Origin of the sequence: Caulobacter soli (assembly GCF_011045195.1) — a bacterium.
GTDB classification, from domain to species: Bacteria; Pseudomonadota; Alphaproteobacteria; order Caulobacterales; family Caulobacteraceae; genus Caulobacter; species Caulobacter soli.
The window spans coordinates 3,352,072-3,371,236 of sequence record NZ_CP049199.1; the positions used below are offsets into that span (position 1 = coordinate 3,352,072).

Below are 19,165 nucleotides of genomic sequence, written 5' to 3' on the forward strand. Positions count from 1 at the left end.
AATGGTTAAGACGATTATCGAGGTCGGCGAACGGCTGGTTCCCGGCGACTGCCAGTCCATGGCCGATGTCCGGCAGGGCGTGGACGCCCTGGACCGGGCCCTGGTGGCCCTGCTGACCGAGCGCCAGGGCTACATGGACGCCGCCGCCCGCATCAAGCCCGACCGCTCCAAGGTGTTCGACCGCGCGCGGATCGAGGACGTGGTCGACAAGGTCAAGGCCGCCGCGCGCGAGTCGGGCCTGTCGGAAGCCATCGCCGAACCGGTCTGGCGCACCCTGGTCGACCGCTGCATCGCCTATGAGTACGACAGCTGGGATCGTACGAAGGGGTAGCGCCCGCGTCCTCCCGCACGCGACGCCTCATTACACATCCTTAAATTGACGGCCGAGCTCCGGCGCCCCGAACTCCCTTCCACACAAGGGAAATTCATCGCATGCGCACGCTCTGGAAAACTCCGCTTCTCGCCGTGGCGTGCGCGCTTTCCACGCCGGTCTGGGCGGCGTCGCCAACCGTGGAACAGCGCGTCCAGGCGGTGACCTCGGGCCTGCTGCCGGCGGTTTCCGTCAAGGGCCAGCCGCCGACCAAGCGCGCCCTGCTCGACGAGATGGCGGTCCTGCACGTGCCGGGCGTCAGCATCGCGGTGATCCACGACGGCAAGATCGACTGGGCGCGTGGCTTCGGCGTCACCCGAGAGGGCGGCGCGCCGGTGACGGCCGACACGCTGTTCCAGGCCGGCTCGGTCAGCAAACCGATCGCCGCCGTGGCGGCGCTGGCCCTGGTGCAGGATGGCCGCCTGTCGCTGGACACCGACGTCAACAAGACGCTGAAGAGCTGGACCCTGCCGACCAACGCCTTCACCGCCACGACGCCCGTGACGCTGCGCGCCCTGCTGTCGCATACGGCCGGGACCACGGTGCACGGCTTCGCGGGCTACGCGGCCGGAACGCCGGTTCCCACCCTGCCCCAGGTGCTGAGCGGAACCACGCCCGCCAACTCCGACCCCGTGGTCGTCGACCAGGCGGTGGGCGGCGCCTATCGCTATTCCGGCGGCGGCTATTCGATCGCCCAGCAGATGATGATCGACGCCACGGGCCAGACTTTCCCGGCCATCGTGCGCGACAAGGTCTTCGGCCCCATCAAGATGACCCGCAGCAGCGAGGATCAGCCGCTGGACGCCGCGCGGCTGGCCGCCGTCGCCCAACCTTACGATTCAAAGGGCGTCGCCATCGCGGGCGGGCCGCACGTCTATCCGGAGATGGCCGCCGCCGGCCTGTGGACCACGGCCAGCGACCTGGCCCGGTTCGTGATCGACCTGCAGGAGGCCGCCCAGGGCCGCCCAGGCCACGTACTGACCCCGGAAACGGCCAAGATGATGATGACGCCGGTCAAGGACGGCTACGGCCTGGGCGTGTCGATCCAGGGCGCCACGACGGCCAAGTACTTTTACCACAACGGCTCGAACGCCGGGTACAAGGCCTTGATGCTGGGCTATCCCGGCTCGGGCGATGGCCTGGTGGTGCTGACCAGCGGCGACCAGGGCTTTGGCCTGAGCGAACAGATCGCCCGCGCCGTCGCCGCCGAATACGGGTGGCCCGACTACCGCCTGGTCGAGCGCGCGGTGGTCCCGCTGGCTATCGCCGATCAGGAAAAGTTCGTCGGCACGTTCGCGATCAAGGGCCCCGGCGACTTCACGATCCGCCGCGACGGAGACCGGCTGGTGGCCGAAATCTGGAAGGGCGTCGACGATCCCCTGCTGCCCGACTCGGCCGCCAGCTTCTTCATCACGTCCAAGGACCTGCGGCTGGCGTTCAGCGACGCCGACCACGGGACCGTGACGGTGGGGGACTACACGGGCCAGTTCGAACGGGTGAAGTGACGCCGTGGGTCCTTCGAGGCCCGCCGCGCGGGCGCCTCAGGATGAGGAGCTTTGTTGCTCTGAATTCCTCATCCTGAGGTGTGAGGCGAAGCCGAGCCTCGAAGGACGCACCGCGCCTACCCCTTCAGCGACCTCAACGCCCGCTCGTGGGCGTAGGCGGCGATGTCCATCAGCGCCGTATCCAGGGCGTTGCGCACGTCGCCCAGGCTGCTGGTCCCGGCCTCGGCGGCCTCGCAGACGTCGCCCAGGGCGAAGGCCCCAACGCCCCGCGCCGCGCCCTTGACCGTGTGCACCGCGTCCATCCAGCCGGGGTGGCTCTTGTCGAGCATCGGCGTCCATAGCGCGGCCTGTTCGCGGAACAGCGCCAGCACCTCGTCGATCACCGCGGAATCGTCCATCGCGAACCCTTCCAGATAGGCGAAATCCACGGCTCCGCTGATATCTCGTCTGGCCAAAAAATAGTCCCTTGCGTTCCAAGATTCTTTGCGTATGTTCCGCGCCTCGCCGCCGAGGCAAACCACCGCTTCGGGCCGCGCGGGCGCATAGCTCAGTTGGTAGAGCAGCTGACTCTTAATCAGCGGGTCGTAGGTTCGAATCCTACTGCGCCCACCATTTCCTTCAAAGACTTCAAAGACTTTCCCCTCTGGGGACGCCGTCCGGCGTCTCGCCGCGACCTGTCCGCGCCCTGGCCTTCTACCCCTCTCGCGCGGCGGACGTAAGGGCACGATGGCCTGATGTCGCGTTCCGTCGGATGCTGCCCGCGATGAAGGCGGGAGGCGGCCAGGATGATCACCCTCTATCACTGCGTGGGGGCGCGCTCGTTCCGGGCCCTGTGGGCGCTGGAAGAGCTGGGCCTGGCCTACGAACTGAAGCTGACGCCCTTCCCGCCTCGTTTCCGCGAACCCGGCTATCTGGACATCAATCCGCTGGGCACGACGCCCACCCTGATCGACGGCGACGTCCTGATGAGCGAGTCGGCGGCGATCGGCGAATATCTGGCGCGCCGGTACGAGCCCAGCGACCTGGCCGTGGCGCCGGACGAACCCGGCTTCGGCGCCTATCTGAACTTCCTGCACATGGGCGAGGCCACGCTCACCTTCCCGCAGACCATCCATCTGCGCTACGCGGTGTTCGAGCCCGAAGAGCGTCGCCTGCCCCAGGCCGCCGCCGACTATGTGCAATGGTTCCTGTCGCGGCTGAAGGCGGCGGCCAAGCTACTGGACGACAGCGGTTATGTCGCCGCCGGCCGCTTCACCATGGCCGACATCTCGGTGGCCTACGCCCTGAAGCTGGGCGAGCAGCTGGGTTTCGCCGACAGCTTCCCGGAAGCCTTCAAGGCCCACCTGGGGCGGATGAAAGCGCGCGACGGCTACCAGCGCGCCTTGGCCGCCGAAAGCGCCGGAGAGCCCGTCCTGTGAGCCTGGATCGCACCCCCGTCATCGTCGGCGTCGGCGAGGCTCTCGACCGCCCCACCGACCTTTCCAGAGCCCTGGAGCCCCTCGCCCTTATGGAGGCGGCCCTGCGCGAGGCCGACGCCGACGCGGGCGGCGGTGTCCTGGCCCGGATCGCCTCGCTGGACGTCGTCAATCAGTTGAGCTGGCGCTACGCCGATACGGCCGGCCAGCTCTGCGCCCGTCTCGGCATCGCGCCGGCCCGCGCCGTCTATGGTCCCGTGGGCGGCGAAAGCCCGGTGCGCTACCTCCACGAGGCCGCCATCCGCATCGCCCGGGGCGAGGCCGAGGTCTGCGCCGTGGTGGGGGCCGAAGCGCAATGGAGCGTCGACAAGGCCCGCGCCGCCGGTGTCGACCTGCCCTGGACGCCCAAGCCGCCGGCCACGGGCGGCGGGCCGCGCATCGAGGTCCATCCCCTGGCGCTGAAGCTGGGCGTCTTCCTGCCGGTCAGCGTCTATCCGTTCTACGAGAACGCCGCCGCCCATCACTGGGGCCAGACGCCGCGCGAGGCGCTGGCCGAGTCCGGCGCGCTGTGGTCCGCCTATGCGGCCGTGGCGGCGCGGCAGCCGAACGCCTGGATCAAGACGGCCTTCACGCCCGACCAGATCACCACGCCCCGCCCCGACAACCGCCCAATCGCCTGGCCCTACACCAAGCTGATGGTCGCCAACATGCAGGTGAACCAGGGCGCGGCGGTGATCGTCACCAGCCTGGCCGCCGCCCGGGCCGCCGGCGTTCCCGACGAGCGCCTGGTCTTCATCTGGGGCGGCGCGGCGGCCAACGAGCCGACCGACTACCTGCGGCGCGACCACTATCACGGCTCGGTCGCCCAGGACGCGGTGCTGGAGGCCGTCGGCGGCATGGTGGAAAGCTTTGACGCCCTGGAGCTCTACAGCTGCTTCCCTTGCGTGCCGAAGATGGCGCGGCGAACCCTGGGCCTGGCGGCGGACGTGACGCCCACCGTCACCGGCGGCCTGACCTTCTTCGGGGCGCCGATGAACGACTACATGACCCATGCCGCCGTCGCGATGATCCGACGGCTGCGGGACGGTGGCGGGACCGGCCTGCTCTACGGCCAGGGCGAATTTGTCACCAAGCACCACGGCCTGGTGCTGGCCGACCGCCCCGCGCCCGAAGGCGGCAGCACCTTTGAGGACGTCAGCGTCCAGGCCACCGCCGACACCCGGCGCGGCCTTGTACCGGCCTTCGTCGAGGACGCCACGGGCCAGGCCGTCCTGGAGACCCACACGGTGCTCTACGACCGCGACGGCGCGCCGACCCACGGCGTGGCCATCGTGCGGACCTCCGACGGCTCCAGAGCCCTGGCGCGGGTTCCGGCGGACGACGCGGACACGGTGGCGGCCCTCACCGATCCCGAAGCCTTCGCGATCGGCCGTGTCGGGCCCCTGCGCGCGGGCGCCGACGGCGTTCTGGATTGGCGGCTCTGAACCCAGGAGGCAGGAGCGGCGTTCCCCTATCGAAGGAACCCGCCCATGCCCAGCCGCCTCCTGCGCCGCTACCTGCCCAACGCCCTCTTGCTGGTCCTGACCCTGGGCGGGCTGACGCTGAGCGGCTGCGCCTATGACCGGTCGCGCGAACCCGGCTACGCCTGGAGCTACATGGACAACGCCGACGAGGGCCCGAAGCTGGCCTATGGCCGGCCCAACAGCGACGACGTGGTGATGATGATGGCCTGCGCGCCCCGCGCCTCGGCCGTGACCCTGACGGCGACCGGCCTGACGGGCGACCAGATCGCCCTGGCCTCGGGCCACAAGGTCACGCGCCTGAAGGCCCGGACCGCCGCCTCGGCCATGAACGATGGCGTGCTCCAGGCCCAGACCTCGGTCGACGCCTCGGCGCTAAGGGCTTTCCGCCGCACGGGCGATCTGGACCTGCTGGTCGCCGACGAACGCCACAGCCTGGACGCCGCCCCCGCCGACCAGCGGCAGGTGAAGGCGTTCTTCAAGGCGTGTTCGGCATAACGGAATTGCGTTGGCCTACGCGGCTTGCTTGGTCGCGGCGACGATCTCATCGATCGCCACCGAGTCATCCCCGTCTTTGCGGAACTTCACTGTGGCGCGGACGGTCGTCGTGGATCGCCCACTCTTCCCGCGAAGTTCGAGATACACCTTTGCGGCCGCTTCCAAGCTGTCATCGGGCTGACGAACGACAATGCCTGGCATGATGTCCACGCCCACGACATGAACCTCGACGCCGTTCTGATCCAGCCCAACGATCCTATTGGTGGGAAATTGATCGACGGCCTCCTGCAGCGTCGTGGATCGAACGCTGGAGGGCTCAAGGCTCGGCGCTGTGATGGGCTGGTTCGCCATGACCGTATCCTAGCACGATTTCAAACTTCACGATTGCGATAACGCCACTCCAGCGCGTCGCACAGGCCACCGAGATCGGCCATGATCGACGAAGCATCAACGCCCAGACTCGCCAGGCGCATACGGAAATGCGGCTTGAAAGCAGCCGGCACCGTAAAACGTGGCAGGGCTGCATATGGATCGGTCTGTCCAAACGCTCCTTGGTCCTGACCTTTGGATTCGCGGGCCTGTTTGAAGCCGAGCCACTCCCGATCTGGGCTAAGGTGCACCGAGAACACACCGCGCTGTGAAATCATCCGCGAGGCGCGGATCAATGGCCGAATGAATGCGACGGCTCCCGTCCACGGCGGCCAGCTCATCGCGCTGAAAGGCGTGGGCCGAACATCCCAGGTCCACTCAGTTTCCACACTGGGGATGTCAGGCTCGACAGGTATCGGACCGCCCGACATATGCAGGTAGTCGCGATCTCGCACCCTGACCGAAATAATCTCGGCGGAGCGCCGCTCGTTGCTGGCCATTGCGAAATAGGCGGCGACAAGTGGGTTTTCGGTCCAATCCAGGAGCCGCGTTGGCAGGCCATAGTGTTGGGCTAGGGCCAACCAGTCCCAATAGGTGAACTCGACCCCGGCTTCGAACTGGCGAGCCCGTCGACAGAATTCCTCGAAAAGGCTGATTTCGGCTGCGGGGTCCCACGGACCCAATATGTCCTCACGCCCAATCTTCGGGCGCAGCTTCCATGCGCTATCGCTGTGCCCTCGAAACACCCACTCCGGCGCCGAACGTTCCGCGACGAAGGTCTCGAACTTGCGCCAATGGCTTTCGGCCGACCGCGATACGATCGACCGTTCCGCCATCTCAGGCCCGACGCCCCGCCGCGCTGATGTTGTCGATGCCAAGCGCCGCCAGGCAGCCGCGCAGGATGCCTTCGGCGTCGAGGCCAGCCTGGGCGTACATCAGCTCGGGCTTGTCCTGGTCCTGGAAGATGTCGGGCAGCACCAGGGTGCGGATCTTCAGGCCGCGATCCAGGGCGCCATGCTCGGCCAGGGCCTGCAGCACGAAGGCGCCGAAGCCGCCCATGGCGCCCTCTTCCACCGTGATGATCGCTTCGTGCTCGCGAGCCAGGCGCAGCAGCATGTCGACGTCCAGCGGCTTGGCGAAGCGGGCGTCGGCGACGGTGGCCGACAGGCCTCGCGCGGCCAGCAGGTCGGCGGCCTTCAGGCATTCGCCCAGACGCGTGCCCAGCGAGACGATGGCGACGCTGGTGCCCTCGCGAACGATGCGGCCCTTGCCGATCTCCAGAGGGGCCGCCAGGTCGGGCATGGTCAGGCCCAGGCCCTCGCCGCGCGGATAGCGGAAGGCGCTGGGGCGGTCGTCGATGGCCACGGCGGTCGAGACCATGTGGGCCAGTTCCACCTCGTCGGCGGCGGCCATCAGCACCATGCCGGGCAGCGCGCCCATGAAGCCGATGTCGAAGGTGCCCGCATGCGTCGGACCGTCGGCGCCGACCAAGCCGGCGCGGTCCATGGCGAAGCGCACCGGCAGGCGCTGGATGGCCACGTCGTGGACGACCTGGTCGTAGCCGCGCTGCAGGAAGGTGGAATAGATCGCCGTGAACGGCTTCATGCCGTCGGCGGCCAGGCCGGCGGCGAAGGTCACCGCATGCTGCTCGGCGATGCCGACATCGAAGGTGCGCTCGGGGAAGGCCTTGCCGAACAGGTCCAGCCCCGTGCCCGAGGGCATGGCGGCGGTGATGGCCACGATCTTGTCGTCGATCGCCGCGTGCTTGATCAGCTCCTGGGCGAAGACCTTGGTGTAGCTGGGCGGACCGGCGGCGGCCTTGTGCTGCTGGCCGGTGACGACGTCGAACTTGACCACCGCGTGCAGCTTGTCGGCCGCGCCCTCGGCCGGGGCGTAGCCCTTGCCCTTCTGGGTCACGACGTGAACCAGCACGGGCTTTTCGTCGAATTCCTTGGCGTTCTTCAGCACGCTGACCAGGGCGTCCATGTCGTGGCCGTCGATCGGGCCGACATAGTGGAAGCCCAGCTCCTCGAAGAAGGTGCCGCCGGTGACCATGCCCCGAGCGTATTCCTCGGCCTTGCGGGCCGCGTCGCGGATCGGGGTCGGCAGCTTCTCGACCACCGTCTTGCCCAGCTTGCGCACCTTGCGATAGGCGCCGCCCGAGACGAGGTTGGCCAGATAGGCGCTCATGCCGCCCACCGGCGGGGCGATCGACATGTCGTTGTCGTTGAGGATGACGATCAGGCGCTTGGTGGTGTCGACCGCCGCGTTCATCGCCTCATAGGCCATGCCCGCGCTCATCGAGCCGTCGCCGATCACGGCGATGACGCTGTTGTCCTCGCCCCCAGAGGCGACGCGAGCGTCGCGGGCGGCGCAGAAGCCCAGCGCCGCCGAGATCGAGGTGGCCGCGTGCGCCGCGCCGAACGGGTCGTATTCGCTCTCGGCCCGCTTGGTGAAGCCCGACAGGCCGCCGCCCTGGCGCAGGGTGCGGATGCGGTCGCGGCGCCCGGTCAGGATCTTGTGCGGATAGGCCTGGTGGCCGACGTCCCAGATGACGATGTCCTTGGGCGTCTCGAACACGTGGTGCAGGGCCACGGTCAGCTCGACCACACCCAGGCCCGCGCCCAGGTGGCCGCCGGTCACGGACACGGCGTCGATGGTCTCGGCCCGCACCTCGTTCGCCAGCTGCTTCAGTTCGGTCACGCTGAGGCCGCGGGTGTCGGCCGGTGACGAGATGGTGTCGAGGAGAGGGGTCAAAGCAGGCATGTCCGAAGAAAGCGCGGTCAGTTGCGGCGGTCCAGCACGAAATCCACGCTACGACGCAGATGTTCAGCCCGTTCGCCGAAAATATCGAGATGCGACTTGGTTTGCGTGGCCAAGAGATTGACGCGCTCCTTGGCCGCATCAAGCCCCAGAAGGGTGACATAGTTGGTCTTGCCCTTGGCGGCGTCCTTGCCGCCGGCGGCCTTGCCCAGCACGGCCTCGTCGCCTTCCTCGTCCAGAATGTCGTCGACGATCTGGTAGGCCAGGCCCAGGTCCTGGGCGAAACCCATCAGGGCCGCGCGCTCTTCCGGCTTGGCCCGGGCGATGATCAGCGGGATCTCGAAGGCGAAGGCGATCAGGGCCCCGGTCTTCAGGCGCTGCATGCGGGCCACGGCCCCCAGGTCGTCGCGCACGCCCAGCAGGTCGATCATCTGGCCGCCGCACATACCCTTGGCGCCCGAGGCGATGGCCAGCTTGCGCACCAGCTCGGACCGCACATTGCCGTCGTCGTGGGTGTCGGGGTGGGCCATGATCTCGAAGGCGGCCGTCTGCAGGGCGTCGCCGGCCAGGATCGCGGTGGCTTCGTCATACTGGATGTGCACGGTGGGACGGCCGCGACGCACGTCGTCGTCGTCCATGGCCGGCAGGTCGTCGTGCACCAGGCTGTAGGCGTGGATGCATTCCAGGGCGCAGGCGGCCCGCAGGACCGGCCGTTCGGGCAGGTCGAACATCTTGCCCGTCTCCAGGGCGAAGAACGGCCGCAGGCGCTTGCCCGGCCCCAGGGCCGCGTAGCGCATGGCCTCGGTCAGCCGGCTTTCCGGCCCCTCGGCGCGCGGCAGCAGTTCGTCGAGCGCCACGGTGACGATGTCGGCGGCCTGAACGATGCGCTTTTCCAGGTCGATCAAAACAGCTTCCCCCCGTTGGGAACGTCACGGTCCACGTCGACCAGCACCACGCCGCCCTCGGCGTCCGGGAAGCCCAGGCACAGGACTTCGGACATCACCGGACCGATCTGGCGTGGCGGAAAATTGACCACGGCGGCCACGCGCCGACCGATCAGCTCGTCGACCGCATAGTGCTTGGTCACCTGGGCCGAGGATTTCTTGACGCCGATCACGGGGCCGAAATCGATGGTCAGCTTGTAGGCGGGCTTGCGCGCCTCGGGAAACGGCGTGGCTTCGATCACCGTGCCGATACGGATATCGACGCGCTCGAAGTCCTCGTAGCCGATCTGAGGCGACGCCTGCCCCATCAGTTGAACTCGGCCGCTTCAGCGTTCACGGCGCCGCCCTGGCCCAGAACGATCTTCTCGACCTTCAGGCGGGCCGCCTCGAGCTTCTTCTCGCAGTGGGCCTTCAGCGCCGCGCCGTCCTCATAGATCTCGATCGAGCGCTCAAGTTCGGCCTTGCCGGACTCCAGCTCGCCGACAATCTGCTCCAGGCGCTGCAGGGCCTGCTCGAAGCTCATGCCTTCAAGATCTTGCGGACTGATCATTTCTACTCCGGGGCGAACAGGCGCACCCTAGTGGCGGGCCGCGGCGCGGGCAACGCCGTTGGCGGGCCTTTTGGTGAACGAGGTCAGGGGCTTTGGGGTCGCTGTCGCCTGGAAAGGCGCCTAGGGCCGCTCGAAGCGCTTCACGCACCAGTACTTGAACCCCTGGTCCTGGGTCTTCTTCAGGCCGCGCTTCTGCAGCGACAGGCCGATCATGGTGTTGAAGAAGCCGTGGGCCACCAGCAGCACCTCCTGGCCGTTCTGCGACAGGCCGATCAGCAGGTCGGCGGCCTGGTCGGCGCGGATTTCGGCCTGGGCCCGGCTTTCCTGGCCGGCATGGTGATCGAAGAACCACCACCAGAAGCGGGCGAAGAAGCCCCAGTGCTTAGGCGACATCTTGATCCAGCGCGGCCAGGGCGGCGGCGGCAGCGGGGCCTCGATGAACAGCGGGTCGGTGGCGAAGGCCTTGCCGTCGGCGACGGCCGTGGCGGTCTCGATCGAGCGGCGGCGGGTGGAGGCGATCACCACCGCCGCTCGCCGGGCCGTGGCCTTCAGCGAGTTGGGCGGGGTCTGGCCGGGCAGCAGGCCGCCCTCCTCGTAGCGCGCCCACCAGTCGCCATAGGCCGGGGCGTTGAAGCGGATCTTGCGCGACAGGGCCGGCTCGCCGTGGCGGGCCAGGGTGATCGCGCCCGGCCGGACACCGGCGGTTCCAGGGGCTTCTGTCGTGGAAAGGCGGTCGGCGGATTCGTCGGCCATAGATCTTGGAGGTCCGGTCCGTCGCCACCGGCGACTCTCTCGAAACCTCTACCCCTCCTGCAACGCTTTGACATGCGCCGCCGCCGAGCGGCCGAGCGCTTCTAGGTCGTAGCCGCCCTCGAGCGAGGAAACAATACGCCCGCCGCAACGGCGGTTCGCGACCGAGACGATCGCCCGGGTCGCCCAGGCGAAATCCTCGGCCTCCAGGCTCTGGGCGGCCAGCGGATCGCGGACGTGGGCGTCGAAGCCGGCCGAGACCAGGATCAGCTCGGGCGCGAATCCGTCGACCTGGTCCATCAGGCCCTCGAAACCCTTGCGCCACACCTCGCGAGGGGCATGCGGGGCGACGATGGCGTTGGCCACGTTGCCCACCCCGGTCTCCGACGGATCGCCGGTGCCCGGATAGAGCGGCGACTGATGGATCGAGGCGAAGAACACGCTGGCGTCGTGCTCGAACGCCGCCTGGGTGCCGTTGCCGTGGTGGACGTCGAAATCGACGATCGCCACGCGCTTCAGCCCCGAGGCCTGAGCGACCCGCGCGGCCACGGCGATGTTGGAAAACACGCAAAAACCCATGGCCACGCCCGGCTCGGCGTGGTGGCCCGGCGGCCGGACGGCGCAGAACGCCCGGCTCCCCTGCCCCGCCGCCACGGCCCGGGTCGCGGCGACCACCGCCCCGGCGGCGCGGCGCGCGGCGGTCAGGCTGCCGGCCGACAGCACGGTGTCGGGATCCAGGGCGCGACGGCCGCTGCTGGGCGCGGCGGCCAGGACGTCGTCGATGAAGCCTTGCGGGTGCACGCGGGCCAGGTCGGCGAAGTCGACCAGCGGGGCCTCCAGGCTCTCCAGGTCCAGGCGAGCGTCGTCGTTCAGCGCGTCGATCACCGCCCGCAGGCGCTCGGGCCGTTCGGCGTGGTTGTCGCCGGGCCGATGGTCGAGCATATCCAGGTGCGTATAGAGCGCGACATCCATGCGAGGATCGTAACCCGTGAGCACCGCCGCGACCATCCGCCGAGCTACGTTGCAAGACGCCGACACGGTGTCGAGCCTCGGCGCGCGCACCTTCAGCGACACCTTCGCTTATCTCTATCCGACCGAGGACCTGGAGACCTTCCTGGCTTACGCCTACGGCCTGGAGCGGACGCGGCGCGACCTGGCCGATCCGGAGATGGCGACCTGGCTGATGGAAGTCGACGACGAGGCCATCGGCTACGCCACCGCCGGTCCCGCCGGCCTGCCGCACCCGGACGTGAAGCCGGGCGATGGCGAGCTGAACCGGATCTATGTGCTCAAGGATTTCCAGGGCGGCGGACGCGGCTCGCTGCTGCTGAAGACCGTGCTCGACTGGCTGGAACGGGACGGTCCGCGACGCTTGTGGATCGGCGTGTGGTCCGAGAACTTCGGGGCCCAGAAGCTCTATGCGAGCAAGGGCTTCGAGAAGGTCGGCGAATATCACTTCCCGGTCGGCGAGACCCGGGACCTGGAGTTCATCCTGCGGCGGGGGTGATCCCGGCGCAGGCCCTCCCCCTGTGGGGGAGGTGTCGGCGCAGCCGACGGAGGGGTGAGTGATGCGATCCCACCGCCCCCACGATGTCCGCACGAAAACTCCCCCCACTGGCCTGCGGCCGCCTCCCCCACAGGGGGAGGACCTATTGCGTTGACCGCCCGACCCCGCCATCCTTCGAACATCCGTTCGAAAGCCCGCCCATGTTCCTTCGCTTCTTCTCCGAGCTCCGCGCCGCCAAGGTTCCCGTCAGCTTGCGCGAATACCTGCTGCTGATGGAGGCCCTGGACAAGGACGTCATCGACAGGCGGATCGAGGACTTCTACTTCCTGTCGCGGGCCAGCCTGGTGAAGGACGAGAAGAACCTCGACAAGTTCGACCGGGTGTTCAGCCACGTCTTCAAGGGCCTGGAAACCGTCGAGGACGGCGTCACCGCCGACATCCCCGAAGAGTGGCTGAAGGCCCTGACCGAGAAGTTCCTGACCGACGAGGAGAAGGCGCAGATCGAGGCCTTGGGCGGCTTCGAGAAGCTGATGGAGACCCTCAAGGAGCGGCTCGAGGAGCAAAAGAAGCGCCACGAGGGCGGCAACAAGTGGATCGGCTCGGGCGGCACCTCGCCGTTCGGCAACAACGGTTACAACCCCGAAGGCGTGCGCATCGGCCAGGACAAGAGCCGCCACGGCAAGGCGGTGAAGGTCTGGGACAAGCGCGAATACAAGAACCTCGACGACAGCGTCGAACTGGGCACGCGCAACATCAAGGTCGCCCTGCGCCGCCTGCGCAAGTTCGCCCGCCAGGGCGCTCAGGAAGAGCTGGACCTGAACGGCACCATCCGCGGCACGGCCGAGAAGGGCTATCTGGACATCCAGATGCGTCCCGAGCGGCGCAACACGATCAAGGTGCTGCTGTTCTTCGACATCGGCGGCTCGATGGACAGCCACATTAAGCTCTGCGAGGAGCTGTTCAGCGCGGCCAAGACCGAGTTCAAGCACCTGGAATTCTTCTACTTCCACAACTGCCTGTACGAGGCGGTGTGGAAGGACAATCGCCGCCGCCTGGCCGAGAAGACCCCGACCTGGGACGTGCTCCACAAGTTCCCCGCCGACTACAAGGTGATCTTCGTCGGCGACGCCACAATGAGCCCCTACGAGATCACCTATCCGGGCGGCAGCGTCGAACACTGGAACGAGGAGGCCGGCGCCACCTGGGTCAGCCGGGTCACCGACATCTACCAGAGCGCCGTCTGGCTGAACCCGACGCCGGAACGGCACTGGGACTACACCCAGTCGATCGGCGTGGTGAAGCAGCTGATGAACGACCGGATGTTCCCCCTGACCATCGACGGCCTGGACAAGGCCATGCGCGAGCTGGTGCGAGGGTAGATCACCAGCGGGCTCGCCCTTTCAGCGACCGGCGCGTTATCCTGGCGCTCGCAACCCGGATTTCCCCGTGCCCGACACCCCTGACCTATCCGAACTCGAGGCGGCGATGGCGAAGGCCGTGGCGACGGAGGATTTCGAGACCGCGGCCGCCCTGCGCGACCAGATCGCCCTTCTGCGGGGCGCCGCCCCTGCGTCTCCTCAGAAATCGTATCTCAAGCGCCAGGAGCCGGGAAGGATGGGCCTGGGCACCGATCAGCCAAGCTACGTTCCGCCGAAAGGCTGGGTCCCGCCACGGAAGCCTAGCCCCATGACGAAAGGTCACTCGAAGGGCGGTCGTCGCACGAAGGGATAGACCCTAGTGCGCCGGGCGAGGCTCGAACGAGCGCTTTTCCTGGACCTTCAGGCACTCGGCGTCCGGCTTCTGGCCGTGCTGGGGCTTGGGCTCGGGATGCGGCAGGTGGCCGCCGCCGAGGGGCGCTTGCTGTTGGAATGGCTTCATCATGACGTCATCCTCCCGATTTTTCTTGTCATTTTTATCACGCCGCCGCCTCCAGCGTATCCAGCAGACGCACCTCGACCTTGACGTCCAGATGGGCCTCGCCCGGATCATCCAGGATGGTGCCCGAGATCGGCTTGGCCTCGTTGGGCGTGCGGGTGTGGGCGACCAGGATCAGATCCGGCGACTCCGCCAGGCCGTTGGTCGGGTCGAACTCGGTCCAGCCCAGGCCCGGCAGGAACACCTCGCACCAGGCGTGAGTGGCCCCGGCGCCGCGCAGGGCCGAGGCCGGACCACTGTAGATGTAGCCCGTGGCGAACACCGCCGCGTAGCCCAGCCGCCGCAGGGCCTCGACCATCAGCCAGGCGAAGTCGCGGCACGTGCCCTCGCCCGACGCGATCGTCTGCGCCGGGGTCTGGGTGCCGGCCTCGGGCCGGGCCTTGTAGGCGAAGCTGTCGTGGATGGTGGCGTTCATCCGCAGCAGGAAGTCGATGGCCGGCTCGTCCGGGCGCTCCATCTGCTGGCGCAGCCAGCGCAGCAACACGCGGTCGTCGTCGTCGGTGGCCGGGGTGATGAACGGGTTCAGCACCGCCCGGTCCTCACGCGAATAGACGATCGGCGAGATGGTGTGCGGGTCGTCGATCGGCAGGCTGGTCAGGGGCGCCGGGTAGCGGTCGATGATCAGGCGGCTGGTGATGGTCAGGCTCTCGGCCTCACCCTGAGGCGTGAACCAGCACACGCAGTTGCCGACGGCGTCGTAGGTCCAGCGCGTCTGGCCGGGCAGAGACGTCTGCAGCGAGGCCTCGACGATGCGGATGGCGTGGCTGTCGCGCGGGCGGATCAGCAGCCGATGCGCCCCGAAGCCGACCGGCCGGGCGTAGCTGTACCGCGTTTCATGAAGGATGCCGAGCCGCGCCATAGGCTCAGCATAACCCCGCCCAGCCCGCTTCGTTCCGTCACAGGGCGGTGATTGCGGTGGACGGAACAAAATAAGAACAATAGGTTGGACGGATGGCCGTCCTCGATCTGAAACGCAAGCTCGCCATCCTCTCCGACGCGGCCAAGTACGACGCCTCCTGCGCCTCGTCGGGGGCGCAGAAGCGGGATTCCCTGGGTGGAAAAGGCGTCGGATCGACCGAGGGCATGGGCATCTGCCACGCCTATGCGCCAGACGGGCGCTGCATCAGCCTGCTGAAGATCCTGCTGACCAACTTCTGCATCTACGACTGCGCCTACTGCATCAACCGCGTGTCATCCAACGTCGCCCGGGCCCGGTTCACGGTGAAGGAGGTCGTCGACCTCACGCTGAACTTCTACAAGCGCAACTATATCGAGGGCCTGTTCCTGTCGTCGGGGGTGATCCGCACCGGCGACTACACGATGGAGGAGATGGTGCGCGTGGCGAAATCGCTGCGGCTGGACCACGACTTCCGCGGCTACATCCACCTGAAACTGATCCCAGAGGCCTCGCCGGAGCTGGCGGCCGAGGCCGGGCTCTATGCCGACCGGGTGTCGATCAACGTCGAGCTGCCGGGCGACGAGAGCCTCGCGATCCTGGCGCCGGAGAAGGACGCGGCCGGCATCAAGAAGGCCATGGGGCGGATGCGGCTGCACATCGAGGACCGCAACGCGCCAGTGAAAGCGGGCCGCGCCAAGCCGCGCAAGTTCGCCACGGGCCAATCGACCCAGCTGATCGTCGGAGCTGACGCGGCCAAGGATGGCGACATCCTGGCCCGCAGCGCGGCGCTGTACGGATCCTACCAGCTCAAGCGCGTCTACTATTCGGCCTTCAGCCCGATCCCCGACGGCAGCGCGCGCCTGCCGGTGATCCGCCCGCCGCTGGTGCGCGAGCATCGCCTGTACCAGGCCGACTGGCTGATGCGGTTCTACGGTTTCGGCCAGGGCGAGATCGTCGCGCCGGGCGAGGACCTGGACCTGACCGTCGATCCCAAGACCGCCTGGGCCCTGCGCCATCGCGGCGACTTCCCGGTCGACGTCAACACCGCCGACCGCGAGACTCTGCTGCGCACGCCGGGCCTGGGCGCGCGGGGCGTCGACCGCATCCTGCAGGCCCGCGCTCAGACCCGGCTGACCCTGGACGACGTCAAGCGCGTCTGCGGCTCGGTCAAGCGCGCCAAGCCGTTCATCGTCACCGCCGACTGGACGCCCGGCGCGGCCACCGACGGCGAAGGCCTGCGAGCGTCCCTGGTCGCGCCGCAACAGCTGAGCCTGTTCTGATGCGGGTGGCCCGACTGGAGTCCGAGATCGACTTCGACGGCTGGCGCGTGGCGGCGCGGGTTCTGCGGACGGAGGGGGTGTCGCCGGAGGCGGTGGTGTGGACCGTGGAGCGGGATTTGTTCGACCAAGACCTCTTCCCTCCCCCTCGTGGGGAGGGTGGCGGCGAAGCCGACGGGTGGGGCACGGTGCAGGGCGTTTCGACGGCTTCGCCGCAAGACTCATCAAACCCCACCCGACCCCTTCGGGGCCACCCTCCCCACGAGGGGGAGGGAAAAATCCTGACCGTCCCCGCCGCCTTCATCGACCTGGCCCAGACCGTCATCCTGCATCGCTCGCCCGAGCGCCTGGCCCTGCTCTACCGCCTGCTGCACCGCCTGGAGCGTCAGCCGCGCCTGCTGGACAACCCCGCCGACGCCGACGTCGCCAAGGCCCGCGACATGGCCAAGGGCGTGGGCCGGGCGATCCATAAGATGCACGCCTTCGTCCGCTTCCGGCTGGTCGAGGACGTGACGCCGGAGACTTACGTCGCCTGGTTCGAGCCGGCCCACCGTGTCACCGAGGCCGCCGCGCCGTTCTTCGCCCGGCGGTTCGCCAACATGAACTGGTCGATCCTGACGCCCGACGCCTGCGTGCATTGGGACGGCAGCACGCTGACGATGTCGCCCGGCGCCGATCCCGCCGACGCGCCCTCACAGGACGCCCAGGAAGAGATGTGGCGCACCTATTACGCCTCGATCTTCAACCCGGCCCGATTGAACCCGGCGATGATGAAACAGGAGATGCCCAAGCGCTATTGGCGGAACCTGCCCGAGGCGGCGCTCATTCCAGACCTGATCGCCAAAGCCCAGAGCCGGACCGAGACCATGGTCGCCGCCCAACCCACCAAGCCGTCCGACCGCGTGCTCAAGGCCGCCCTGAAACATGCCCGCGACGGCTCGTTCGGCGAGAGCAACCTGGTCAATCTGGAAGAGGTGGCGGCCGGGATCCAGGTCTGCCGCCGCTGCGACCTGTGGCGCAACGCCACCCAAGGCGTGCCGGGCGCCGGGCCCGCGAAAGCGGCGCTGATGATCGTCGGCGAGCAGCCGGGCGACCAGGAGGACCTGCAAGGCATCCCCTTCGTCGGCCCGGCCGGCCAGCTTCTGGATCGGGCCATGGCCGAGGCCGGCGTGCCCCGCGACCGCGTGTTCGTGACCAACGCGGTCAAGCATTTCAAGCACGAGCCGCGCGGCAAGCGCCGACTGCACAAGACGCCCGACCGGGGCGAGGTCCAGGCCTGCCGCTGGTGGCTGGACGCCGAGCGCCGCCTGGTCCGGCCCAAGGTGATCCTGGCCCTGGGCGCGACGGCGGTGCAGGCGGTGTTCGGCAAGGCCCTGCCGGTCGGCAAGACCCGCGGCCAGCGCCAGGCGCTTGACGGCGGCGAACAGGGCCTGGTCAGCTGGCACCCGTCCTTCATGCTGCGCATCCCGGATCCCGAGGCCAAGGATCGGGCCTATGCGGAACTGGTCGAAGACCTGCGCCAGGCCTGGAAGCTGGCTGGCTAGGCCGCCGCCAGCCTGGGCCTGCGCCGTCCCACCCGCGCCTTGCGTTTCTTCAGCCAGATGACCACGCCGGTCACGCTGAGCGCCGCGACCACCGCGCCGGTCAGCGAGATCAGGATGCGCCCCGGAACGCCCAGGATCCGCCCCGAGTGCAGCGGGAACTGCGCCTGGACGAAGATGTCGGCCGCCGTGCCCTTCCAGGGCTGGGAGTCGCCGACCAGGGCTCCGGTCTTGCCGTCGTAATAGAGGTAGGGCGGCCCCACCCCGGCCGCGCCATGATCGCCGCCCGGCTCATGGAACGCCACGCCGTAGATGCCGTATTCCGGCGAATAGAACGCCCCGCCGGCGGGCGCCTGCCAGCCGCGCTTCATGGCTTCGGCCCGAGCCGTGGTCAGGACCTGGTCGTAGGTGCGGGCGGCGATGATCGGCGAATTCAGGTCGGCCGGCTTGCGCAGGTCGAAGGGACTGGGCGTCACCTTCGAGACCTTGGACATGATCGGATAGAACACCTCGCTGTAGAGGTTCAGCGAGAAGGCTGTGAAGGCCACAGTGAACAGCACGCCCCACAGCCACAGACCGAAGGCGCGGTGGATGTCGAAATTGATCCGGTAGGCGCTGGCCGAGGTCTTGATCACCCAGGCCGGCTTCCAGCGCGCCCAGAAGCCCTTGGCGGGCTTGGTCTTCTGGCGGGGCGGCAGGGTCAGGTAGAAGCCGACGAAACAGTCCAGCGTCCACAGGATCGCCACCCCGCCCAGCAGCCAGATCCCCCAGCGATCGATGCCCCACATCGCCGGAATGTGCAGGCTGTAGTGCAGCACGTAGAGGAACGAGACGAAGGTCTCGCCGGTGATCGGCCACACCGCCCCCCACTCGCGCCGCCCCTGCTCGGCCCCGGTCACGGGGTCGATGAACACCTGGTTGTAGTGCGGCTCGAACAGCTTGCCGGTCGCTGGATCACGCTTGGGCGCGACGCCGAAGGCCAAGGTGCCGCCTGGCTCCGGAGCCAGGGGCAGATAGGTGACCTGAACGCGTGGATCGCGCGCCTCGATCTGGCGCGCGAGGTCCAGGGGGGCCAAGACGGGGCCGTCCTTGCCCCCGCCTTTGCTGGATTGGGCGAACATCAGGTGCGGATTGAGCACGTCGTCCAGCTCGTGATCCCACGAGATCACCGCGCCGGTGACGCCCGAGACGAACAGGAACCCGGCGATGAACAGCCCGACCCACCGGTGCAGGAAGGTCAGGAACGGCCGCAGGGCCGGCGGCGCGAACCGCGCGGCCGATCTGGGCTCGACGGGAACCTGGGTCCGGGCGTCCATCACCAGC

22 protein-coding genes, 1 tRNA gene and 1 pseudogene are annotated in these 19,165 nt (G+C 68.3%); 11 read left to right on the forward strand and 13 right to left on the reverse strand.

Going from position 1 to position 19,165, the window contains the following annotated elements; all coding sequences use genetic code 11:
* The first annotated feature begins 1 nt into the window (after position 1).
* Both G3M62_RS15635 and G3M62_RS15640 read left to right on the forward strand, forming a co-directional pair.
* Complete coding sequence (locus G3M62_RS15635; RefSeq protein ID WP_165188530.1) at positions 2–331, forward strand: chorismate mutase; 330 nt, start codon at positions 2–4, stop codon at positions 329–331.
* Between the two features lie 101 nt (positions 332–432).
* Complete coding sequence (locus G3M62_RS15640; protein WP_165188532.1) at positions 433–1,875, forward strand: serine hydrolase domain-containing protein; 1,443 nt, start codon at positions 433–435, stop codon at positions 1,873–1,875.
* On the opposite strand, the pseudogene G3M62_RS26565 reads toward G3M62_RS15640, so the two are convergent.
* Both G3M62_RS26565 and G3M62_RS15645 read right to left on the reverse strand, forming a co-directional pair.
* A pseudogene (locus G3M62_RS26565) lies at positions 1,845–1,993 on the reverse strand (hypothetical protein); the annotation flags it as partial. The gene G3M62_RS15640 and the pseudogene G3M62_RS26565 overlap by 31 nt on opposite strands.
* A complete protein-coding gene (locus G3M62_RS15645) occupies positions 1,992–2,330 on the reverse strand; it encodes an Hpt domain-containing protein (RefSeq protein WP_165188534.1) in 339 nt (112 codons plus the stop codon). The pseudogene G3M62_RS26565 and the gene G3M62_RS15645, both read right to left, overlap by 2 nt.
* Positions 2,331–2,411: 81 nt before the next feature.
* Here G3M62_RS15645 and G3M62_RS15650 point away from each other — a divergent pair.
* From G3M62_RS15650 to G3M62_RS15665, 4 genes are all read left to right on the forward strand, one after another.
* A tRNA-Lys gene (locus G3M62_RS15650) sits at positions 2,412–2,487 on the forward strand.
* Positions 2,488–2,660: 173 nt separating this feature from the next.
* A complete protein-coding gene (locus G3M62_RS15655; RefSeq protein WP_165188536.1) occupies positions 2,661–3,293 on the forward strand; it encodes a glutathione S-transferase family protein in 633 nt (210 codons plus the stop codon).
* Complete coding sequence (locus G3M62_RS15660; RefSeq protein ID WP_165188538.1) at positions 3,290–4,774, forward strand: acetyl-CoA acetyltransferase; 1,485 nt, start codon at positions 3,290–3,292, stop codon at positions 4,772–4,774. The genes G3M62_RS15655 and G3M62_RS15660 overlap by 4 nt, the downstream gene beginning before the upstream one ends.
* A 45-nt stretch (positions 4,775–4,819) precedes the next feature.
* The gene (locus G3M62_RS15665; protein ID WP_165188540.1) at positions 4,820–5,308 is read left to right on the forward strand and encodes a hypothetical protein; all 489 of its coding nucleotides are present in this window, start codon (positions 4,820–4,822) and stop codon (positions 5,306–5,308) included.
* Positions 5,309–5,323: 15 nt separating this feature from the next.
* Here the strand turns inward: G3M62_RS15665 and G3M62_RS15670 are convergent, their stop codons facing one another.
* From G3M62_RS15670 to G3M62_RS15705, 8 genes are all read right to left on the reverse strand, one after another.
* Positions 5,324–5,659 carry a hypothetical protein gene (locus G3M62_RS15670; RefSeq protein ID WP_165188542.1) on the reverse strand — a complete coding sequence of 112 codons (336 nt, stop codon included), beginning with the start codon at positions 5,657–5,659 and terminating at the stop codon, positions 5,324–5,326.
* Between the two features lie 20 nt (positions 5,660–5,679).
* Positions 5,680–6,513 (reverse strand): FRG domain-containing protein, encoded by an 834-nt coding sequence (locus G3M62_RS15675; protein WP_165188544.1) that lies wholly within the window; start codon positions 6,511–6,513, stop codon positions 5,680–5,682.
* Position 6,514: 1 nt separating this feature from the next.
* Positions 6,515–8,443 (reverse strand): 1-deoxy-D-xylulose-5-phosphate synthase, encoded by a 1,929-nt coding sequence (dxs, locus tag G3M62_RS15680; RefSeq protein WP_165188546.1) that lies wholly within the window; start codon positions 8,441–8,443, stop codon positions 6,515–6,517.
* Positions 8,444–8,460: 17 nt separating this feature from the next.
* Complete coding sequence (locus G3M62_RS15685) at positions 8,461–9,345, reverse strand: polyprenyl synthetase family protein (RefSeq protein ID WP_165188548.1); 885 nt, start codon at positions 9,343–9,345, stop codon at positions 8,461–8,463.
* Positions 9,342–9,692: a tRNA-binding protein gene (locus tag G3M62_RS15690; RefSeq protein WP_165188551.1), complete on the reverse strand. Its 351-nt coding sequence runs from the start codon at positions 9,690–9,692 to the stop codon at positions 9,342–9,344. The genes G3M62_RS15685 and G3M62_RS15690 overlap by 4 nt, the downstream gene beginning before the upstream one ends.
* The gene (locus G3M62_RS15695; protein WP_165188553.1) at positions 9,692–9,934 is read right to left on the reverse strand and encodes an exodeoxyribonuclease VII small subunit; all 243 of its coding nucleotides are present in this window, start codon (positions 9,932–9,934) and stop codon (positions 9,692–9,694) included. Before G3M62_RS15695 ends, G3M62_RS15690 begins: the two co-directional genes overlap by 1 nt.
* 120 nt (positions 9,935–10,054) lie before the next feature.
* Positions 10,055–10,687 (reverse strand): histidine phosphatase family protein, encoded by a 633-nt coding sequence (locus G3M62_RS15700; RefSeq protein WP_165188555.1) that lies wholly within the window; start codon positions 10,685–10,687, stop codon positions 10,055–10,057.
* Positions 10,688–10,735: 48 nt separating this feature from the next.
* On the reverse strand, positions 10,736–11,656 hold the full coding sequence (locus tag G3M62_RS15705; RefSeq protein ID WP_165188557.1) for a histone deacetylase family protein: 921 nt from the start codon (positions 11,654–11,656) through the stop codon (positions 10,736–10,738).
* Between the two features lie 16 nt (positions 11,657–11,672).
* Between G3M62_RS15705 and G3M62_RS15710 the strand changes: the two genes are divergently transcribed.
* The 3 genes from G3M62_RS15710 to G3M62_RS15720 all read left to right on the forward strand — a co-directional run bounded on the left by G3M62_RS15710 (position 11,673) and on the right by G3M62_RS15720 (position 13,922).
* The gene (locus tag G3M62_RS15710) at positions 11,673–12,191 is read left to right on the forward strand and encodes a GNAT family N-acetyltransferase (protein WP_165188559.1); all 519 of its coding nucleotides are present in this window, start codon (positions 11,673–11,675) and stop codon (positions 12,189–12,191) included.
* A 200-nt stretch (positions 12,192–12,391) separates the two neighbouring features.
* Positions 12,392–13,570, forward strand: coding sequence for a vWA domain-containing protein (locus G3M62_RS15715; protein ID WP_165188562.1), 1,179 nt, complete (start codon positions 12,392–12,394; stop codon positions 13,568–13,570).
* A gap of 67 nt (positions 13,571–13,637) precedes the next feature.
* Complete coding sequence (locus tag G3M62_RS15720; RefSeq protein WP_281360061.1) at positions 13,638–13,922, forward strand: UvrB/UvrC motif-containing protein; 285 nt, start codon at positions 13,638–13,640, stop codon at positions 13,920–13,922.
* A 3-nt stretch (positions 13,923–13,925) separates the two neighbouring features.
* Here G3M62_RS15720 and G3M62_RS15725 read toward each other — a convergent pair whose 3' ends face one another.
* On the reverse strand, positions 13,926–14,072 hold the full coding sequence (locus tag G3M62_RS15725; protein WP_165188564.1) for a hypothetical protein: 147 nt from the start codon (positions 14,070–14,072) through the stop codon (positions 13,926–13,928).
* Positions 14,073–14,106: 34 nt separating this feature from the next.
* Positions 14,107–14,985: a transglutaminase family protein gene (locus G3M62_RS15730; RefSeq protein ID WP_165188565.1), complete on the reverse strand. Its 879-nt coding sequence runs from the start codon at positions 14,983–14,985 to the stop codon at positions 14,107–14,109.
* A 92-nt stretch (positions 14,986–15,077) separates the two neighbouring features.
* Here G3M62_RS15730 and G3M62_RS15735 point away from each other — a divergent pair, with 92 nt between their 5' ends.
* Positions 15,078–16,304, forward strand: coding sequence for a putative DNA modification/repair radical SAM protein (locus G3M62_RS15735; RefSeq protein WP_165188567.1), 1,227 nt, complete (start codon positions 15,078–15,080; stop codon positions 16,302–16,304).
* Positions 16,304–17,845: a UdgX family uracil-DNA binding protein gene (locus G3M62_RS15740; RefSeq protein ID WP_165188569.1), complete on the forward strand. Its 1,542-nt coding sequence runs from the start codon at positions 16,304–16,306 to the stop codon at positions 17,843–17,845. The genes G3M62_RS15735 and G3M62_RS15740 overlap by 1 nt, the downstream gene beginning before the upstream one ends.
* Here G3M62_RS15740 and G3M62_RS15745 read toward each other — a convergent pair.
* The gene (locus tag G3M62_RS15745; protein ID WP_165188571.1) at positions 17,842–19,158 is read right to left on the reverse strand and encodes a PepSY-associated TM helix domain-containing protein; all 1,317 of its coding nucleotides are present in this window, start codon (positions 19,156–19,158) and stop codon (positions 17,842–17,844) included. The genes G3M62_RS15740 and G3M62_RS15745 overlap by 4 nt on opposite strands.
* Positions 19,159–19,165 lie beyond the last annotated feature (7 nt).